Source organism: Acinetobacter silvestris, from assembly GCF_002135235.1.
GTDB classification, from domain to species: domain Bacteria; phylum Pseudomonadota; class Gammaproteobacteria; order Pseudomonadales; family Moraxellaceae; genus Acinetobacter; species Acinetobacter silvestris.
Window position 1 is genome coordinate 41,735 of record NZ_NEGB01000002.1, and the last position, 18,416, is coordinate 60,150.

Below are 18,416 nucleotides of genomic sequence, written 5' to 3' on the forward strand. Positions count from 1 at the left end.
TTTCTCTAAAAAATGATCCAAATATAGTGAGTTATTCGGCTTTATTTCTGTAATGATAAATTAAATAAGGCTCTAGCCTCAACAAATATATTTACCCGTCACAGGACGTTGACATGAATATGACAGATACTGCTCCCACTATTAATCCTGATCTCCCAAGTTTTGACTATATTACCGAATTTAAAGAAAAAACTGATCATGAGGTTGCCATTAATACTGCATGGCGCCGTGCCGAGCCCGAATGTGTAGAAAACCTAATTGAACATACGCAAATTGATCAAGAACTGAATCAAAAAATTTATGATTTAGCCTTTAATTTGGCACATAGTTTACGTGAACGTAAAAGTTCTACGGGTAAAGCTGGTATTGTTCAGGGGTTACTACAAGAGTTTTCGCTTTCTTCTCAAGAAGGCATTGCACTGATGTGCTTAGCAGAAGCCTTATTACGTATTCCAGACAGTGCAACGCGTGACTTACTCATTCGTGACAAAATCAATCAAGGCAACTGGAAAGACCATTTAGGGCAAAGTAACCTCATGTTTGTCAATGCTGCAGCTTGGGGTCTCATGCTCACTGGCAAACTTATGGAAACCCCAAAACAAAAAAGCTTATCTAGCATTCTGACTTCACTGTTAGCACGTAGTGGTAAAGGTATTATTCGTAAGGCAGTTGATACTGCAATGCGCATGATGGGTGAACAATTTGTCACTGGTGAAACGATTGCTGAGGCCTTAGGCCATGCGAAATCATTAGAAGAAAAAGGCTTTCGTTATTCTTACGATATGCTTGGTGAAGCAGCTTTAACTGAACAGGATGCTGATCGCTATTTTGAAGATTACACTCAAGCTATACATGCCATTGGTCAAGCCTCTACAGATAAGGATGTTTATAACGGCCCAGGTATTTCCATTAAACTTTCAGCATTACACCCACGTTACCAACGTACACAAATTGCACGCGTACACGATGAACTGTATGGCAAAATTTTGGAACTGGCGGTTTTAGCTAAAAATTATAATATTGGTCTCAATATTGATGCTGAAGAGTCAGATCGTTTAGAAATTTCATTAGAATTATTAGAACGTCTTTGCTTTGAACCAGAACTGGCTGACTGGAAAGGGATTGGTTTCGTTATTCAAGCCTACCAAAAGCGTTGCTTCTATGTGGTCGACTATATTATTGATCTGGCAAAGCGCAGCCAAAAACGCCTAATGATTCGTTTGGTCAAAGGTGCGTATTGGGACAGTGAGATTAAAAAAGCACAAATTGATGGCATGACAGATTATCCAGTCTTTACTCGAAAAGTACATACGGACTTATCCTATATTGCCTGTGCAAAAAAATTATTAGCTGCACCAGATTTTATCTATCCGCAATTTGCGACGCACAATGCTCAGACCGTTGCAACCATTTACAACCTAGCCAAGCCTGATCAATATTATATCGGTCAATATGAGTTCCAATGTTTACATGGCATGGGCGAACCATTGTATGAACAAGTCGTTGGAAATATCGCAGATAAAAAGCTAGGTGTTCCCTGCCGGATCTATGCACCCGTAGGAAATCACGAAACACTCTTGGCTTATTTAGTCCGTCGTTTATTAGAAAATGGCGCAAATACATCATTCGTTAATAGAATTGCAGATAAAAACTTAAAAATTGATGAACTGATTGAAGATCCAATTCATGAAATTCAACAAACAGCTCAAAAAACGGGAATAATCGGTGAGAAACACACTGCAATTCCTTTACCCAAAGATCTGTTACAAAACGTCCGCGCCAATTCGCATGGTATTGATTTAGCCAATGACGCTGAATTAGAACAATTAAATCAAGTCGTTGTAGCACTCTCACAAAGCACATGGAAAAGCCAACCACTCATAGGTAATCTTGATACATACGATGTCAATGAACTCACGCCAAAACTTATTCTCAATCCAGCCAACTCTAAAGATACAGTCGGTATTGTTTATGAAACTCAGCCACAGCAGGTCGAAATTGCCTTAACTCAGGCTACCAAGGCCTTCCAAGCTTGGCAAAATACTCATCAAAGTGATCGTGCTGACATGCTATTAAAAGCAGCTGATCTGATGGAATCTCGCATGCAAGCATTAATGGTCTTGCTCTGTAGGGAAGCGGGTAAAACCTATTCCAATGGAATTGCTGAAGTTCGTGAAGCAGTCGATTTCCTCCGTTATTATGCTGAACAAGTCAAAACGATCGACAATACAAAAATTAAGCCTTTAGGTACGGTACTCTGTATTAGTCCTTGGAATTTTCCACTCGCGATCTTTGCAGGTCAAATTGCAGCAGCCTTAGCAGCAGGAAACTGTGTCATTGCTAAACCAGCGGAACAAACACCACTGATTGCAGCTGAAGCGATTAAAATACTGTGGGAAGCCGGTATTCCCCATTCTGCTGTACAACTCTTACCCGGTCGTGGTGAAACAGTCGGGGCTCAACTCAGTCAAGATGATCGCATTCAAGCAATTATGTTCACAGGTTCTACTGAAGTTGCGAAAATTTTACAGCGAACGCTCGCAAAACGCTTAAGTCAGACCGGTCAACCTATTCCACTGATTGCAGAAACAGGTGGCCAAAATGCGATGATTGTGGATTCTTCTGCGCTGACTGAACAAGTAGTACAAGATGCCGTAAACTCAGCATTTGATAGTGCGGGACAACGCTGTTCTGCCCTACGAATTCTGTGTGTACAAGAAGATAATGCAAAAACTTTAATCACCATGCTAAAAGGTGCGATGCAACAACTGAAAGTCGGTCAACCGATTTATTTAAATACTGATGTGGGGCCAGTGATTGATGCAGATGCACAATTCAATATTGAAAAGCATATTCAAACCATGCGAACGAAAGGCTATCCTGTGCATCAATTGATGTACAACTTAAATGCAGATGAATTGAAACATGGTACATTTATTCCACCGACGTTAATTGAATTACCACATCTTGATGATTTAAAACGTGAGGTTTTTGGTCCTGTATTACACATCATTACCTACAAATATGGTGAAATTGAACAATTACTTGAACAAATCAATCAGAAAGGTTATGGCTTAACCATGGGCCTACATACTCGAATTGATGAAACCATTCAAACGACCATCGCCAAAGCAGAAGTCGGTAATTTATATATTAATCAGAGTATTGTTGGCGCTGTTGTTGGGGTACAACCTTTTGGTGGCGAAGGTCTCTCTGGAACTGGGCCTAAAGCCGGTGGACCAATGTACATGTCCAAACTCATGCAATCACAGATTACTGCATTACAACGCCCATTTGGTACGCAAAAAATGCTGAGTCAGGAGATACAACAACCGCTGTATCAACAATTCCAAGTATGGGTAAAACAGCAATTTCCTCAACACTCATTGCAAGAATTAAACTCACCAGTTGGTATCTATGAATTACCTGGCCCAACAGGTGAAAGTAATCAATATACGATTTTACCAAGAAAGCGTACTTTGATTATTGCAGAAAGTGAGCTCGTTCAATTACAGCAACTGGCAGCGATTTACGCTGTAGGCAGCCAAGTGGTCATTCTGCAAAATAATTCATTTATGTTGAAAAACATGCAGTCCATGCCTGAAGCATTACGCAAAAGTATTCATATGATTCAAAATATTGAAACAGGTGAATTTGATGCGGTGTTATATCAAGGCAATCGCGAGTATTTACTGCAAGTACAAATGCAAATTGCCAATCGGCAAGGTGCGATTGTTGCGATTACACATATGAATGCAGATGCTCAACAGATTCCACTCGAGCGATTATTGATTGAACGTGCTCTCAGTATTAATACAGCAGCTGCAGGTGGTAATGCCAGCTTAATGACGCTGGAAAATTAAAGTTAATATGATCCAAGTCATACCCTATGGCTTGGATCTTTCAATATATTTTATCTTTCTGGATATGAACGTTGGATTAACTCTTCTTTCATTTCAATAAAGTTTGCTTGCTTTTTGGGATCTAGACGTTCAATAAACCATGCACCATCAGCTGCATAGCGCAATATTTTTAAATGAATATCACCATCGGTTGTAGCATGTAGACTTAAACGCATTTCCAACCAACGATTCCATAAATCACTGAATGATTTTTCAGTCACCATAATCATAGAAAGTGCCCCCCATAATGAATGCACTCCGAAAGCTTCACTGGTCAGTGTCAATTCAATATATGCACGGGTAAAACATCCATATTTCACTGGATCACTTGCAATCACCGACTCAACTTCTTGATCCAACTGACTCAGAATCAGGTTTAGCATTGCTTCTATAAGTATGTGCTTATTCGCAAAATGATGAAATACCCCACCTTTAGTAATACCTGCCATTGTTGCTACAGCTTGAATTGAGACCCCAGTCACTCCCTTTTCTGCGGCCAATTGCATTGCACTATCTAAAATCCGTTGCCGGACTAACTCGGGTTCTTTCTTTCGTTGGTAGGCATTTTCCATACTCATTATGCTTTAGTGTCCTGTAGCATGAGAAAATAAGTTAATCACGACAACGCCAGCAACAATCAATCCAATTCCAATGATTGCTGCGGCATCTAGACTTTGCTTAAATACAAAGAAACCAATGATCGCTGTTAAAATAATTCCAACGCCTGCCCAAATCGCATAAGCAATCCCTAAAGGAATGACCTTAATCACTTGGGAAAGTAAGTAAAATGCGATACTAAACAACACAATAACGGCCAATGATGGCCATAATTTGGTAAAGCCTTCGGATTTAACCAAAAAAGTAGAACCCGTCACCTCAGAAATAATCGCGAGTCCCAACATCACATATGCAAAAAATAGAGAATTCATATTGATCTTTAATTAAAATACCAACCAGATGGTATCTTAATACGATTTTCAAATCAAATCTGATTTTTAGGGAGAAAAATTCATGTAATCTATAAAAAATAAAATATTTTCTCTAATTATCTTCACTCATACACAGCTCAAAATAATGTTTACGGAACTGCTCTATCGTCTGTTGTTTGCCAAGATCCGTATTAAATAAAGGCTGATCATAAGCATGTTCAACAATCAGTTCATAGACATCTTTAGACTCACCCTCAAATTCTAATGCGATCTGTTCTTGGGTTTGCAAAGGCACATTATCTTGTCGTTGCTGCATAACTTCTTTTGCAAGAGCAGCAATGTCTTCACACACATCAATTTCATTAGTTTTGGTCTCGTCTATTGATGCCATGGTTATTCCAGAAATCAATAAGCAACCGAGTAAAATTATTTTTTTCATAACGCCACCTGATTATTATGGATCACATCATCAATAGATCACACCACTACCTAATCAAATATTATTCACACTCATTATTCGCAACAACACTTAATTATTTTTAAAAATAAAAATATTAAATACAAAAACCATCTAATATTTATGTAAAAAAAACCTACAACTTGGGGAAGATGTAGGTTATAAACTGAAAATCAGTTGATCGAGATAGAAACTACAGCCACTCTCTAACAACTATTTTCCACTTAGAACATTCAAAAATCATTGGCATAATATTACTTTTTTACTAAATAAATATCACTTAATATAAATTTAGAGATATTGGTCACAATTTATCAAACTAATAGAAACTTTGAGATAGACATAAAAAAACCCAATTTGTATAGAACAAATTGGGTTATAAACTCTGAATCTTTCTCGTTGGTAGCGGGAGCTGGATTTGAACCAACGACCTTCGGGTTATGAGCCCGACGAGCTACCAGACTGCTCCATCCCGCATCAACGAAGTAACTTTATACGCTACAGAACTAAATAAAGCAAATATTTTCAAGTTTAATTTCATAAATATTTAAATTAAATTAAAAAATATAGCTACTATGAAAAATAAGTTCTCTTTTCAATATACTAAAATTGCATTCCCTCGCCTCCTACATACTTTATCCGATGCAAGTTTTAGCCACATGCCGCATTCGTAATTTTCTTAGAAGTAGAATCAATTGTCACGGTAATTCGATTAGCACGATAATCCATTGTCACTGGCTGACCCGGTGCAACAGTACGAATCATGCTAGATTGGGTTTTTTGTTGGATTTGCGCATCGGTCAAGCCAGTTTGACCCACTAGCTTTTGAGCTTCTTCAGGTAAACAATTCGCTTGGCTTTCACGGAAAAAAGCCCACTCTTCCACAACTTGACCATTACTTAGCTGACAATATCCAACCTGTCCACCACTGGCATCTGTTTTGATCTCTATCTTTCCACCCTGGTCAATACAATATTGACTCGCAGGATTCGCCATTCCAACTTTAGGTTTTAAATCCGTTTTATGTGCTGTATTCGCGCAAGCCGTTAATGTGAGCGTTGCAAAAGCAAGACTAAAATAAGTAATTTTTTTCATCAACTTAAATACCACATAACTAAATATTTGAATCTAACAAATAAATTATCTTTAAATGTTTAATTTTTGAAACAAAAAGCCCATCTTTCAATGAGCTCTAAGCACCCTAGCGAAGAAAAGGTACACTTCTCTATAAAATATATAAGTATTAGATACTTAACATACTATTCAGAGTTTCCACGACATTTTTAGATTTCACTTGCGGTTGCAATGCTTCAAGTGCTTGTTTCACCTCACCACGTTGTGGCTCAGCTAAGGTATACCAACGTGTTAAAGCTTGCAGTAAACGAGACCCCATAATTGGATTTTTTTCATCTAAATATTTTGCTAAATCAACAAAATGCTGCACACCAAAACTCCATGTATTTACAGGATTAGCATTTAAACCACCACTGACTGAACGAATTCGGTTTGGCGTACCTAAATCATAATCTGCATGCGCAGTTAAGTATTGGATGGTTTCTTCCGTCGCATTCGGATGAGCAGCTTGAATCATAAACCATTGATCTAGCGATAAAGCTTCATCTTTATAACGGCGATAAAAATCTTGTAATACAGCTTCAGCTTGTGGTGCATCATTCCAAACCAATACACGCAAAGCACCTAAACGCTCAGACATATTACCTGTATTTGAATATTGTACATGTGCTAAATCAAAAGCCTCACTATCACCTTGACGAGCCATCATACTCAGCATGATATTTTTCAGCGCACGCACGCCCATGGCTTGAGAAAATTCTTTTTGTAGATCTGGATCTAAAGCTAAATAAGTGTCTTTACAGAATGAACCTAATTCGCGTGCCAAAGTATCTAGCAAAGCATTACGTTGTTCTTGAATTTTCACAGGACTATAGTCAATATCAATACGGCTGCCTAAATATCCTTCTGACGGTACATCAAACAAACGTGATGCCAACAGTGGATCTTTTTCAACGATATTAGGAATGGTATTTTTAATCGCTTGTATATAAATATCAGCGTTATGACCATCCAACAAAATACGCTCTAACAAAGTTTGAGTCGCTTGCCATTGGTTAAAACCATTGGTTTCATATTGAAGTAAGAATGCCAGTGCTTCATCTGAATAATTGAAGTCTAAATTTACAGGTGCAGAAAAATTACGTAATAACGATACAACTGGTTTTGCTGTTACCCCAGTAAACTCTATCGTTGCTTCATCTTGATCAAACAAATACATGCCATCTTTAACACCATTTTCAATCAGTGCTACAGACTGTAGGTTATATTGCTCGCCAGTTTCTGCATTAAAAAGTGCCAAAGCAACGGGAATAGGAACTGCTTTTAAATTTGGATATTTAGCATGTACCTTTAGACTTTGTTTAAAGCTAAGACGATAAGTTTGAGCTACAGCATCGTACTCACCTTTTGCTTCAAGCTTTGGCGTACCTGGTTGATTATACCAAGTTAAGAAAGCAGATAAATCTACACCTGAACCTGCTGTCAGTGCTGCCACCCAATCTTCAACCGTTACGGCTTGGCCATCATGGCGTTTAAAGTATTCATCTGTACCTAAACGGAATTTTTCTTTACCGAGTAACATTGCCATCATGCGGTTAATTTCCGCACCTTTCTCATACACTGTTGCAGTATAAAAGTTGTTAATTTCCACAAAATGATCTGGACGTGGTGGATGTGACAATGGGCCTGAATCTTCTGGGAATTGATGGGCTTTGAGTACTGCAACATCATCAATGCGTTGTACCGCAGCAGATTGCAAATCTTCCGAGAATGACTGATCACGGAAAACGGTTAAGCCTTCCTTTAGACATAATTGGAACCAATCACGACAGGTAATACGGTTACCCGTCCAGTTATGGAAATATTCATGTGCAATGACTGATTGAACCCGCATGATTGCAGCATCAGTAGTAAATTCTTCATCCGCAAGGACACATGAGGTGTTAAAAATATTTAAACCTTTATTTTCCATTGCACCCATATTAAATGCACTGGTTGCCACAATCATATAGTTGTCTAAATCGTATGGGCGACCATAATGTTCTTCATCCCACCGCATAGAATGTTTCAGTGCTTCCATGGCAATGTGACATTTTGGGATGTCTTTTTCTTCGGCATAAATTTCAAGCGCAACGTCACGCCCCTCTGAAGTCGTATAGCGATCTTTTAGGACTGCCAAATCACCAATCACACAGGCAAATAAATAGGCTGGTTTTTTGGTTGGATCTTGCCAAATTGTATAATGACGGTCTGCGCCAACTTCGCCGGCTTCAATTAAATTACCATTGGCCAATAAAACAGGGAATTTTTTGTCTGCTTCAACACGTGTGGTAAAAACTGATAAAACATCAGGACGGTCAGGATAGAAAGTGATTTTACGGAAGCCTTCAGGCTCATTTTGCGTCACAAATAAATCACTAGCTGCTTGGTACAAGCCTTCAAGCATGGTATTGGTTTCAGGATGAATCACGACGTCAATATTTAGAATTGCTGCATCAGGTGCATTCAGAATAACCAGCTGTTCTTTATCTAATTGATATTCATGTTCTGAAAGCTGCTGACCATTTAAAGTAATTGATTTAAGCTCTAAATCACGGCCCAATAAAACCAAATCACCCGTGGTTTGACGCTTCATCACCAAAGTTGAATTCACATTAGTATGGTCATCATAGACTTGAATATCTAAGTTGATTGATTCAACAAGGAACGAAGGTTTTTGATAATCTTTTAAATATACAGTTTGATCTGCTTCTACTACTGGGGTCGCCGCGATATTCATATAATGCCCTAATCCTATTCTCTGAAGCTGAGACATTGTTATTGGTGAGATAAATGATCATACGTCAAGTTTCACCAGCTGTCTGTGCGCTTGTCTTGTTATGTATATGGGTTGAGTCTGTTGCTTTTCAATCTGATCTCCCAATTATTGAATGGGATCGCTGTATATTTAAGCAAGTATTTTAAAATGATAAATAATGCAGTGCAAATGTATAAAAATACAAAGTAAATTTTTAAATATTTTGACCTAACTTTACATATAAAACTTACAAGCTTTAAGTAGTCTATAAAATAGTAAATTTGCACAGCATCATACTTGTGCTTTTAAAGTACACAGTTTCAATATTCAGTTCAGTGTATAATTCTGTATTCTTTGATTCTAAGATTTGATTTCTATGCTTCAAATTCTACGTAAACAGCTCGATGACAGTACCTACTGCCCACTGTGCCAAGCCAGTATGTACTTTGTAGAAGCTGAAGAATTTGATAAAGATATAAACTTTCATCAATGTAGCCATTGCCATCATCAAATATTTCCAGATCAACAACGTAATTGCCACTGTGATACTTGCCAAAGTAAACGAAAAAAACTCATGAAGGATGCGCGTTTACAAGAACAGCGTAAGTTTCAAAAAAAAGAAGTCTATGAATTAGGGCTAAATCAACTCAGCTTTCTACATAAATTATTTTTACTGAGCATTTTAGATAATCAAGTTCAGGATGGTCAGATTCATCAGGAATTTATTAACTGGGAAACAATCAAATACTATCCGATTACACCCAACTATTATTTTCAGAACACTTTATTAAATCAACTTATTCGAGACAATATCTTAGTTGCCAAAGACTTTAGTGATACTGCACATCAATATTATATCAATGTCCGATTAGATGGTTACTCTGAACCGAGCCTATTTAGTATTACCACACAATTACGACATTGGTTTTATGAAAATCTAACTCAAGGCACTCCCTTTAAAACAGCAGAGGAAGTCAAAAACACGCTATATCTCATTTTATATCAAGAAATTGTACAATTTATGCAACATTATTGTAGAACTTGGGGCATTCAAATTTCAGGTAATAAGGCATTCCAAATCTTCTGTTTTCGGTTGCTTGACTCTCTGGCTGTTGGACAGATTTATTATTTAATTCAAACGGCGTTGGAATATCTTTATCAAAAAAAAGCACTCCAAGCACGAAATGAAAATTTCATTAATACCAATCTATTAAAGAAAACATTACAACAATATCGAGAACGTGCTTTGGCTGAAAAATGGGAAACCTCAACCCTACCACGCCCACAAAATATTCCATTGAGTAAAATGAGCGAAATCTTGTTTTATAAATTTTTAGGCTACGATGAAAGCATCTTTTTTCAACCCGTTTGGAAGTCTTGGAAAAAAATTGAAGCACGCTTAAACTTTTATTCACAAAAACGCTGTATGTACTGCGGTTCCAATGAACTTGATGTGGAATATGATGCAGCCAATTATGTCACGCTCTCTTGTCGCAATTGTAAGCATCAAGACCATTACTTTACTCAGTAAGGACTCAATATGAATCAACCTGAAAATCTATCATCGACACACCAAGATGCTTTAACGATTCAAGCGGATGTTCTACTGCAAAAAGTGATCGATGCATGGACTCAATTACGCCTTCAGCAACCTTTAGTACAGTGTATTACCAATAGTGTTGCCAGTAATTATACTGCTAATGTACTGCTTGCCGCTGGTGCTTCTCCTGCCATGATTGACAATCCATTTGAAGCAATGAGTTTTGCCAACATCGCAGCAGCACTCAGCATTAATTTAGGCACACCAACGACTGAACAAATGCAAGCGATGCAAATTTCAGCTGAAACAGTCACAGAAAAAGGTACACCTTGGGTTTTAGACCCTGTGGGTTATGGGCCTTTTTTAAAATGGCGCAGTGAAATGGTTGATCAGTTAGTGCAGCTAAATCCAACGATCATCCGTGGTAATGCCTCTGAAATCAGCACACTGGCGGGTAATCAAGTCATATCCAAAGGTGTAGACAGTACCTTAAATAGTGCTGAAGTTTATATTCAAGCCAAAAGCTTATTGCAACATGCCGAATGTATTGCTATTTCGGGTGAATCCGACTTTATTTTGTCTAAAGAATTAAATACAGTTATTCAAGTTAATGGTGGCAGTTATTTACAACCTAAAGTTACCGCAACAGGCTGTGCCTTAGGTGCTTTAATTGCCGCCTATAGCGCAGTTGCAACACCTACAATTGCCGCGATTGCTGCACATGTACATTTTGCCATTGCTGGAAAATCAGCCTTCACAAGAACACAAAGTGTAGGCAGTTTCAATGTGGCATTTTTAGATGAAATTTATGAAATTACGGCTGATAAATTTTCTGAATATGCAGATATTCAAGTTTTAAAATAAATAAAAAAGGACTAATTAAATGAGTCCTTTTTTATACTACGAATAGATTATCACTTAGAATTTTACAACTGTTTTACGATAATCTATTTTTGGCATTTCAGTCAATTCAACACACAGTTGCACATCCAAACCTTCTGCCAAATAAGCATTAAAGGATTGTAAAAAAGCACTTAATTGATCAGCAATCAATTGTTTTTCTTGCGAATTACGACCAGTCAATATACAGATATGTACATGAATATAGGCTTGCTGATTATCCCCAAAGCCAATTAAAAATTCAGAATGAGCACGAATACGGGTTTTAATGGCATCAGCATGATCAATGAGACCTGTATCAAACAAGGTATGGTTCAAACCCAACATGAGTTTTTGAGTATCCAAATTTTGAATATTGTCAGAATAATCAATAATCATTTGTGGCATAACTTCTGTCCTTCTATTTAATACACACGATAAAATCAATCTATAATTAGAGAGTAATCCTGAACTCTTCTACTGCTATTCAACAAATAATAACGCCAACCGCACCTGATCATAGCCCATACGCGGACTAGTCGCCTCGACAATCGGGCGTAACTTAATTGCCCCATCATCACCAAAATGCTCAGGGCTTTTACGTTTGATTAACTTTTTATAAATTTTCCGGACTTCCTCAACCACTTCCTCGCCAGGACTTGCCACAGAAATATCTAAACCTTGTTCACGGTGCAATCTGGCCAAATGGTTAATAATGGTTGCTGGAGTTAAGCCACGTTCAACTGCAATATCTTGTATTTCATAACCAGATTCAAATAACTCACGCGTTTCATCTAAAGTTGCAGAACCATAATTTGCCTTACCAGCATTTTTGGAAATTTTCTTTTCATTTCTTTCAATTTCAACGGTATTTAACGTTCCGCCACAATGCCGAATAAATGCATTATGTTGCACCGTCAGATCAACATCTAAATAATTGACTTCTGCTTCAGTCGATAATTCCTGAAAACGGCGATCGGCTTTAATCGCCAAACTATCTAACTCCAAGGCTTGATCATTAAAGCCTAAAAGCTTTAGACCATTAATGGATTTTAAGCGTGACAGCGCCACATAGCCCTGACCTTTTTCAAAGGTATTGGATAAATTGATTTCAGCAGCTTCTAGCGTCATACCTTGTGATTTATGGATGGTAATCGCCCAAGCTAAACGAAGCGGAACTTGCTGCAAGCTGGCGATGGTTTTACCCGCATCATTATCCACTGACCATATTTCTGGCTCTACCACAAGAACAGTGCCATCGGTCATTTTTACTTTTGGCAAAATACCATGTTCATCATCTTCTTCAAAACCAATGACCTCACCCAAACTGCCATTAATATAGCCCATATCAAAATTATTTTTTACAAACATAACTTTGGCATGCTTTTTTAAGGTCAACTCATCAGGTGCCCGCACCGATGATTTTAAAGTATCAATCAGTTTATCATTACCATCACACACGGCTACGAATTGATGACCATCCCCCTCAATTGCATTTAAATGCTGATAGTTGATACTGTCGACATCCATATTATGGGTATATAAACGCGTATAGGTTTCACCAATGGTTTGCTGACGGGTTTGCTCTAATTCTTTTTTATGTTTGGGTAAAATATCCTGAGCGCGAATCGCGTTTAAAATATCATTCAGTGCCGAATCATCTTGTCGATGTTGTTCGGTTAAATAACACACCCGAAATTTAGCTTCGACCCAAGCATTCGACATAAAACAAAATTTATCTCGATTTTTTTCATCATTACGTCCAACAGGAGGTAACTGAAAAAAGTCTCCCGCAGCAATGACCTGAATACCACCAAAAGCATCATCCGATTCTTTAAAATATTTTAAGACTTGATTGACCAAATTCAACTGTTTCGCATGCAACATTGATATTTCATCAATAATCAATACTTGGGCATTTTCTAAATGTTCTTTTAAGTATTTACGCTCTTTCATGCGCTTTAAGTCATCATCAGACAAAAAGTCTTTTATTCCAATACCCGCCCACGTATGGATGGTCATACCATTCATATGTGTCGCTGCAATCCCAGTCGATGCTGTAATCGCAACAGGAACTTTACGCGCTTTTAAATAGTTAATATATTGATTGAGTGTATAGGTTTTACCCGCACCTGCCGAGCCGGTCAAAAAGACATTTTCACCCGCTTTCATTAATTTCAGTGCAGTTTCTTGTTTCATAACAACCTAACCTCTTTGGACGGCTATAGCCTAACGGCTTTTTCATCAAAAGTTAAGTTTTCCCTGCATTATCGTTCTACTTCAGCACTTTTTTGTCGCAGCATCAGATTAAATTCCCCAATAAATAAGCGTGCTATATTTAAACTATGCACGTCTGCATCACGATTATTCGGGAACTTCAACTGCTCTAAGCTCAATTGATCATATTCATAAATACAACCTAAAGTTAAATGCAAATTTTGATCTTGTTCAGAGGTCATATGAAAAGCCACATATTCACCATCCGACATTCGTTGACTATAAGCTACTGCTAGGCAATGATTGAAATCAGCCGATTCATGGATAATACGTTCTAGTTGATGTAACTCTTCAAAGCGCCAATCACCATAATACATATATTTTTCAGGTGATAATCGTGCCCACTCATTGGTTTGAATTCTCAAACGTAATTTTTTTAAAGTCGTTTCATGCTGTAATTGTTGATGCCAATGCGCGGCTTGTTGAAAAAGTCCAGACCACGTCACCGATTTTTTAATTTCTTTATTTTGTAGAAAAAAATCGACCAAATAATCTGCTACATACGAATCAAAAACACTAATACGGCGTGAAAAATTAAGTGCAGGATGCTGAAATACTTGCCTAAAATCTGAAGCACTTAATTTATACTTTTGTAATGTGGTAATAAATCCACGATGCTCATGGGTTTTAGGATTAATATAGGCTATTAAATCCGCATCTAAGCCATCCACAATTTTTTGTAAAAAATGCATATACGCTTGCAGGACTCGACTCTGTTTTTGAAATACTTGTTTCGTAATGTACACGTTGTCTTCAGAAATCAAATGCAATAGATTCAGCCACTCTTCTAAATACAAAACAGAGTTGGAAATTTGCTGTGTATGCATAGCTTGAGACAACTCGCTGTCTAAACTATATTTTTGATTGCGATAATGATTAAACCAAAAATGCTTCTTTGCATACACATGGCATTCATATACAAACAAACGTGCTGAAATATCACGGAAATATTTCAGCGTTAGTAAAATCACTTGCGGATGAATTTTAGTGGTGTCCACAAAACTCAAGGCTGTAATGGCAATCGGTACACTGGGTTTCGTCATATTGCGACTGATCCAATCGATTACCTGACTATCTTGTTTAAATAACCAATTTACGGTTCTTTGATAATAAAAGACGGGTAAAAAATGAAACTGGCTTTCATCCCAATATATGCATTTTTTATTCAGAAAATTGGGTTTGGAAAACAGATCATTATTTTGCCAATAACCACGTAACATTAGCTTGGAAAAGCCAAGTAAATGCGGTTGTTCAATGGCATGGTGCATTAACAATTGCAAATTTTGTTGCTGTTCAACTAGATTTATAAGCTGAAAACTATCTAAGAATTGAGTTTCAACAATTCGAAATACTGCCTCAGGAAGAAATTGTGCGGCAGAAAAGCACAATTGATCATAGATTGGCATCAACTCATTAATTTGAATAAAACTTTCGCCTTGAACTGAATTGACTAAGCACAAATGCTTAATATTCAATTCAACTGCGAGTGGAATTTGCTTTCCCTGCTGCGCAAATTCAGTTAAATAAGGGTGAGTATAATAATTTTCCGCGATAAGTAATTGATCAATTTCAGTCGCGTCTTTTTCTGAAATAGTATACAAGTATTGTTCAATTCGGCTTTCACCATCCACCCATGCAAAGATCTGCTCAATCAAGGTCTGCCTGAAAACCTGTGTTTTGGCTTTCACCGTGGTTGGATGCTGTGCTACTAAATTTCCAGTGAAAAAAGGCATCTCGAGTAAAATAAACTGGGCAATTTTTTCAAAGGACTGCTGTGGAAACTGACTTTTAATCTGAAGCAAGGGTTCAGTGCTACTAAAATGAATATCCCACAGACCATTAGCGATCGACAACACCTGCTGTTCAGCATTAACCCCCAACATATTCTGTGCAGTGACATGTTCAAGATAAAACCATTGGTCTTGAAATATATGCATTAAATGTTCAGAAATATCCAATAACTTTCGCGCAGTTTGCTGATGGTTATTCAATATATTGTTGTGAACAATCTGCTCCATGATTTTGCCTAACTCATCTAATAATGTCAGCTCCGCACAAAATATACGCGCACGCTAATCAAATATATTTGGTGCTTTGTAGTATAAGTCTTTTAAATAAATCTTAATGATATTTTCTGCACCGCTCTGTAGTTATTTAGTTGATCGGCACTGAAATAAAATATTTTCAAAAATAATATCAATTGCTTAAACCATAGTTTTAATTGGTAGGTTTTAAGTAGGTATTTAAAAATCATACTTCGCTCGATACTCAATCTCAAGGTGATGAACACCTAACGAAAAATTGAAATAACAATGATGGTAGAAGGAATCGCACCATGTCATTTAAAAATATTGCAGATCAAACTAACGGTTTTTATATTCCTTGCGTATCACTCTTTGGACCTGGCTGTGCCAAAGAAGTGGGTGCTAAAGCACAAAATTTAGGTGCAAAAAAAGCACTCATTGTCACCGATGCAGGCTTATTCAAATTTGGCGTTGCAGACATTATTGTCAATTATTTAAAAGAAGCGGGTGTAGATAGCCATGTATTCGCTGGCGCTGAACCTAACCCAACCGATATTAATGTCCTGAATGGCGTAAATGCCTACAATGAAAACACTTGTGATTTCATCGTTTCTCTCGGTGGTGGTTCTTCACATGACTGTGCCAAAGGAATTGGTCTAGTCACTGCTGGTGGCGGCAATATTCGTGATTACGAAGGTATTGATAAAAGCTTAGTCCCAATGACCCCTCTAATTGCCATTAATACGACAGCAGGTACAGCTTCAGAAATGACTCGCTTCTGTATTATTACCAATACAGATACCCACGTTAAAATGGCGATTGTCGATTGGCGTTGTACCCCACTGGTGGCCATTGATGATCCTAAACTAATGATTGCCAAACCTGCTGCTTTAACTGCTGCTACAGGTATGGATGCACTGACGCATGCGGTTGAAGCTTATGCTTCTACAGCGGCTAACCCGATTACAGACGCATGTGCTGAAAAAGCCATTACCATGATCAGCCAATGGCTACGTTCAGCTGTAGCAAATGGTGAAAACATTGAAGCCCGTGATGCAATGGCCTATGCACAATATTTAGCGGGCATGGCATTTAATAATGCGTCCCTTGGTTATGTGCATGCTATGGCACACCAATTAGGTGGCTTCTATAACCTTCCACACGGCGTGTGTAATGCCATTCTATTACCGCATGTATGTGAATTTAATTTGATTGCATGCCCACAACGTTATGCAAAAATAGCTGAACTTATGGGTGTAAATATTAAAGACTTAACTGTAACAGAAGCTGCTTTTGCTGCGATTGCAGCCATTCGTGAACTATCAGAATCAATTGGTATTCCATCTGGTTTAACCGTCCTCGGCGTGAAAGAAGCAGACCACTCTGTTATGGCTAAAAATGCGCAAAATGATGCATGTATGCTCACCAATCCACGCAAAGCCAATGAAGCTCAAGTGATTGAGATCTTCAAAGCGGCAATGTAACTTAAGTTTAAAACTCGATTTTAATATCGTGCTTTTGGAATATCATGTCGGGTGATATTCCTTTTTTATCTACTGTAATTAAATCAAAATAGTGACTCATTTCTGACAACTTAAATTGTCGAATTCTAAAATCCTCTATACAATCATTAAAAATCGTATGGAATACGTCAGAATGAAAACAGTAGTAATTACAGGCGCCAATACTGGAATTGGCTTAGCGACCGCAACAGATTTTATCAAAGATGGACATCATGTCATTATCGCCTGCCGAAATACTGAGAAAGCCCAACATGCCAAACAGCAACTTGAATCTTTCGGTACAGGCAAAGTTGAAATCATCCAGCTTGATTTAAATCACTTAGAGCAAGTCAATCAAGCTGCAAACCAACTAATTCAGAAATATAAAAAAATTGATGTCTTAATTAACAATGCAGGCATGATGACCCCAGAACTAGAATCAACAGTAGATGGCTACGAAAAACAGTTCGGTGTGAATTATCTTGGCCCATTTTTATGGACCATGAAACTTCTTCCCTTAATCAAGAATGCTGAGCAAGGTCGTGTAATTCACCTTGCTTCGATGATGCATCTAATGGGGAGTATTCAACCTCAGCATTTTAAAGCAGATCAAATCACAAAATATAATGGTGTTCTCAGCTATGCCAACAGTAAATTAGCCAACCTATTATTTAGTAATATTTTAGCCCAACAGCTAGAAGGAACCAATACTACCAGCAACGCACTCCATCCCGGTGGCGTCGATTCTGAGATCTATCGCGAATTACCTAAATATCAATATAATTTGATCAAACTGTTTCTCATCTCCACATCAAAACCTGCTGCTCTCATTAAAAAAATCGCATTTGATCCATCATGGAACAAACGTAATGGTGATTATGTCAGCTTACAGACACCTGCGTTTAGGTCTCGTAAAGCCAAAGACATGCAATTGGCCCAACAGCTCTATGATCAATCAATACAGTTAATTCAGGTCTATTTATAATATAGGTTCTATACACCTCCTATTCGAATTACAAAAATTGACTGATCGAC

13 protein-coding genes and 1 tRNA gene are annotated in these 18,416 nt (G+C 37.7%); 5 read left to right on the forward strand and 9 right to left on the reverse strand.

The features are described 5' to 3' along the window. The first annotated feature begins 113 nt into the window (after nt 1–113). Entirely contained in the window at nt 114–3,863 is a 3,750-nt protein-coding gene (gene putA / locus B9T28_RS03660) for a trifunctional transcriptional regulator/proline dehydrogenase/L-glutamate gamma-semialdehyde dehydrogenase (protein WP_086202612.1), read from the forward strand. Between the two features lie 50 nt (nt 3,864–3,913). On the opposite strand, the gene B9T28_RS03665 is transcribed toward putA, so the two are convergent. From B9T28_RS03665 to pepN, 6 genes are all read right to left on the reverse strand, one after another. Continuing rightward, nucleotides 3,914–4,474, reverse strand: a complete 561-nt coding sequence (locus B9T28_RS03665) for a TetR/AcrR family transcriptional regulator (RefSeq protein ID WP_086202613.1) — start codon at nt 4,472–4,474, stop codon at nt 3,914–3,916. Between the two features lie 12 nt (nt 4,475–4,486). Then, nucleotides 4,487–4,831 carry an SMR family transporter gene (locus tag B9T28_RS03670; protein WP_086202614.1) on the reverse strand — a complete coding sequence of 115 codons (345 nt, stop codon included), beginning with the start codon at nt 4,829–4,831 and terminating at the stop codon, nt 4,487–4,489. Between the two features lie 112 nt (nt 4,832–4,943). Further along, entirely contained in the window at nt 4,944–5,270 is a 327-nt protein-coding gene (locus tag B9T28_RS03675) for a hypothetical protein (protein WP_086202615.1), read from the reverse strand. Nucleotides 5,271–5,688: 418 nt separating this feature from the next. Further along, nucleotides 5,689–5,765 (reverse strand) — tRNA-Met (locus tag B9T28_RS03680). Nucleotides 5,766–5,939: 174 nt separating this feature from the next. After that, complete coding sequence (locus B9T28_RS03685; protein WP_086202616.1) at nt 5,940–6,383, reverse strand: I78 family peptidase inhibitor; 444 nt, start codon at nt 6,381–6,383, stop codon at nt 5,940–5,942. A gap of 148 nt (nt 6,384–6,531) precedes the next feature. Next, the gene (pepN, locus tag B9T28_RS03690) at nt 6,532–9,141 is read right to left on the reverse strand and encodes an aminopeptidase N (protein WP_086202617.1); all 2,610 of its coding nucleotides are present in this window, start codon (nt 9,139–9,141) and stop codon (nt 6,532–6,534) included. 394 nt (nt 9,142–9,535) lie between these two features. Here pepN and B9T28_RS03695 point away from each other — a divergent pair, with 394 nt between their 5' ends. Together B9T28_RS03695 and thiM are read left to right on the forward strand one after the other, a co-directional pair. Beyond that, complete coding sequence (locus tag B9T28_RS03695) at nt 9,536–10,690, forward strand: hypothetical protein (RefSeq protein WP_086202618.1); 1,155 nt, start codon at nt 9,536–9,538, stop codon at nt 10,688–10,690. A 9-nt stretch (nt 10,691–10,699) separates the two neighbouring features. Further along, the gene (gene thiM, locus B9T28_RS03700) at nt 10,700–11,563 is read left to right on the forward strand and encodes a hydroxyethylthiazole kinase (RefSeq protein ID WP_086202619.1); all 864 of its coding nucleotides are present in this window, start codon (nt 10,700–10,702) and stop codon (nt 11,561–11,563) included. 54 nt (nt 11,564–11,617) lie between these two features. Here thiM and B9T28_RS03705 read toward each other — a convergent pair whose 3' ends face one another. The 3 genes from B9T28_RS03705 to B9T28_RS03715 all read right to left on the reverse strand — a co-directional run bounded on the left by B9T28_RS03705 (nt 11,618) and on the right by B9T28_RS03715 (nt 15,873). After that, the gene (locus B9T28_RS03705; RefSeq protein WP_086202620.1) at nt 11,618–11,986 is read right to left on the reverse strand and encodes a 5-carboxymethyl-2-hydroxymuconate Delta-isomerase; all 369 of its coding nucleotides are present in this window, start codon (nt 11,984–11,986) and stop codon (nt 11,618–11,620) included. A 75-nt stretch (nt 11,987–12,061) separates the two neighbouring features. Beyond that, nucleotides 12,062–13,777, reverse strand: a complete 1,716-nt coding sequence (locus tag B9T28_RS03710; RefSeq protein WP_086202621.1) for an AAA family ATPase — start codon at nt 13,775–13,777, stop codon at nt 12,062–12,064. Between the two features lie 68 nt (nt 13,778–13,845). Beyond that, nucleotides 13,846–15,873 (reverse strand): hypothetical protein, encoded by a 2,028-nt coding sequence (locus B9T28_RS03715; protein ID WP_086202622.1) that lies wholly within the window; start codon nt 15,871–15,873, stop codon nt 13,846–13,848. Nucleotides 15,874–16,190: 317 nt separating this feature from the next. Between B9T28_RS03715 and mdh the strand changes: the two genes are divergently transcribed. Beyond that, nucleotides 16,191–17,363 (forward strand): iron-dependent methanol dehydrogenase, encoded by a 1,173-nt coding sequence (gene mdh, locus B9T28_RS03720; RefSeq protein WP_086202623.1) that lies wholly within the window; start codon nt 16,191–16,193, stop codon nt 17,361–17,363. Nucleotides 17,364–17,535: 172 nt separating this feature from the next. Then, nucleotides 17,536–18,366, forward strand: coding sequence for an SDR family oxidoreductase (locus B9T28_RS03725; protein WP_086202624.1), 831 nt, complete (start codon nt 17,536–17,538; stop codon nt 18,364–18,366). Nucleotides 18,367–18,416: the final 50 nt, after the last annotated feature.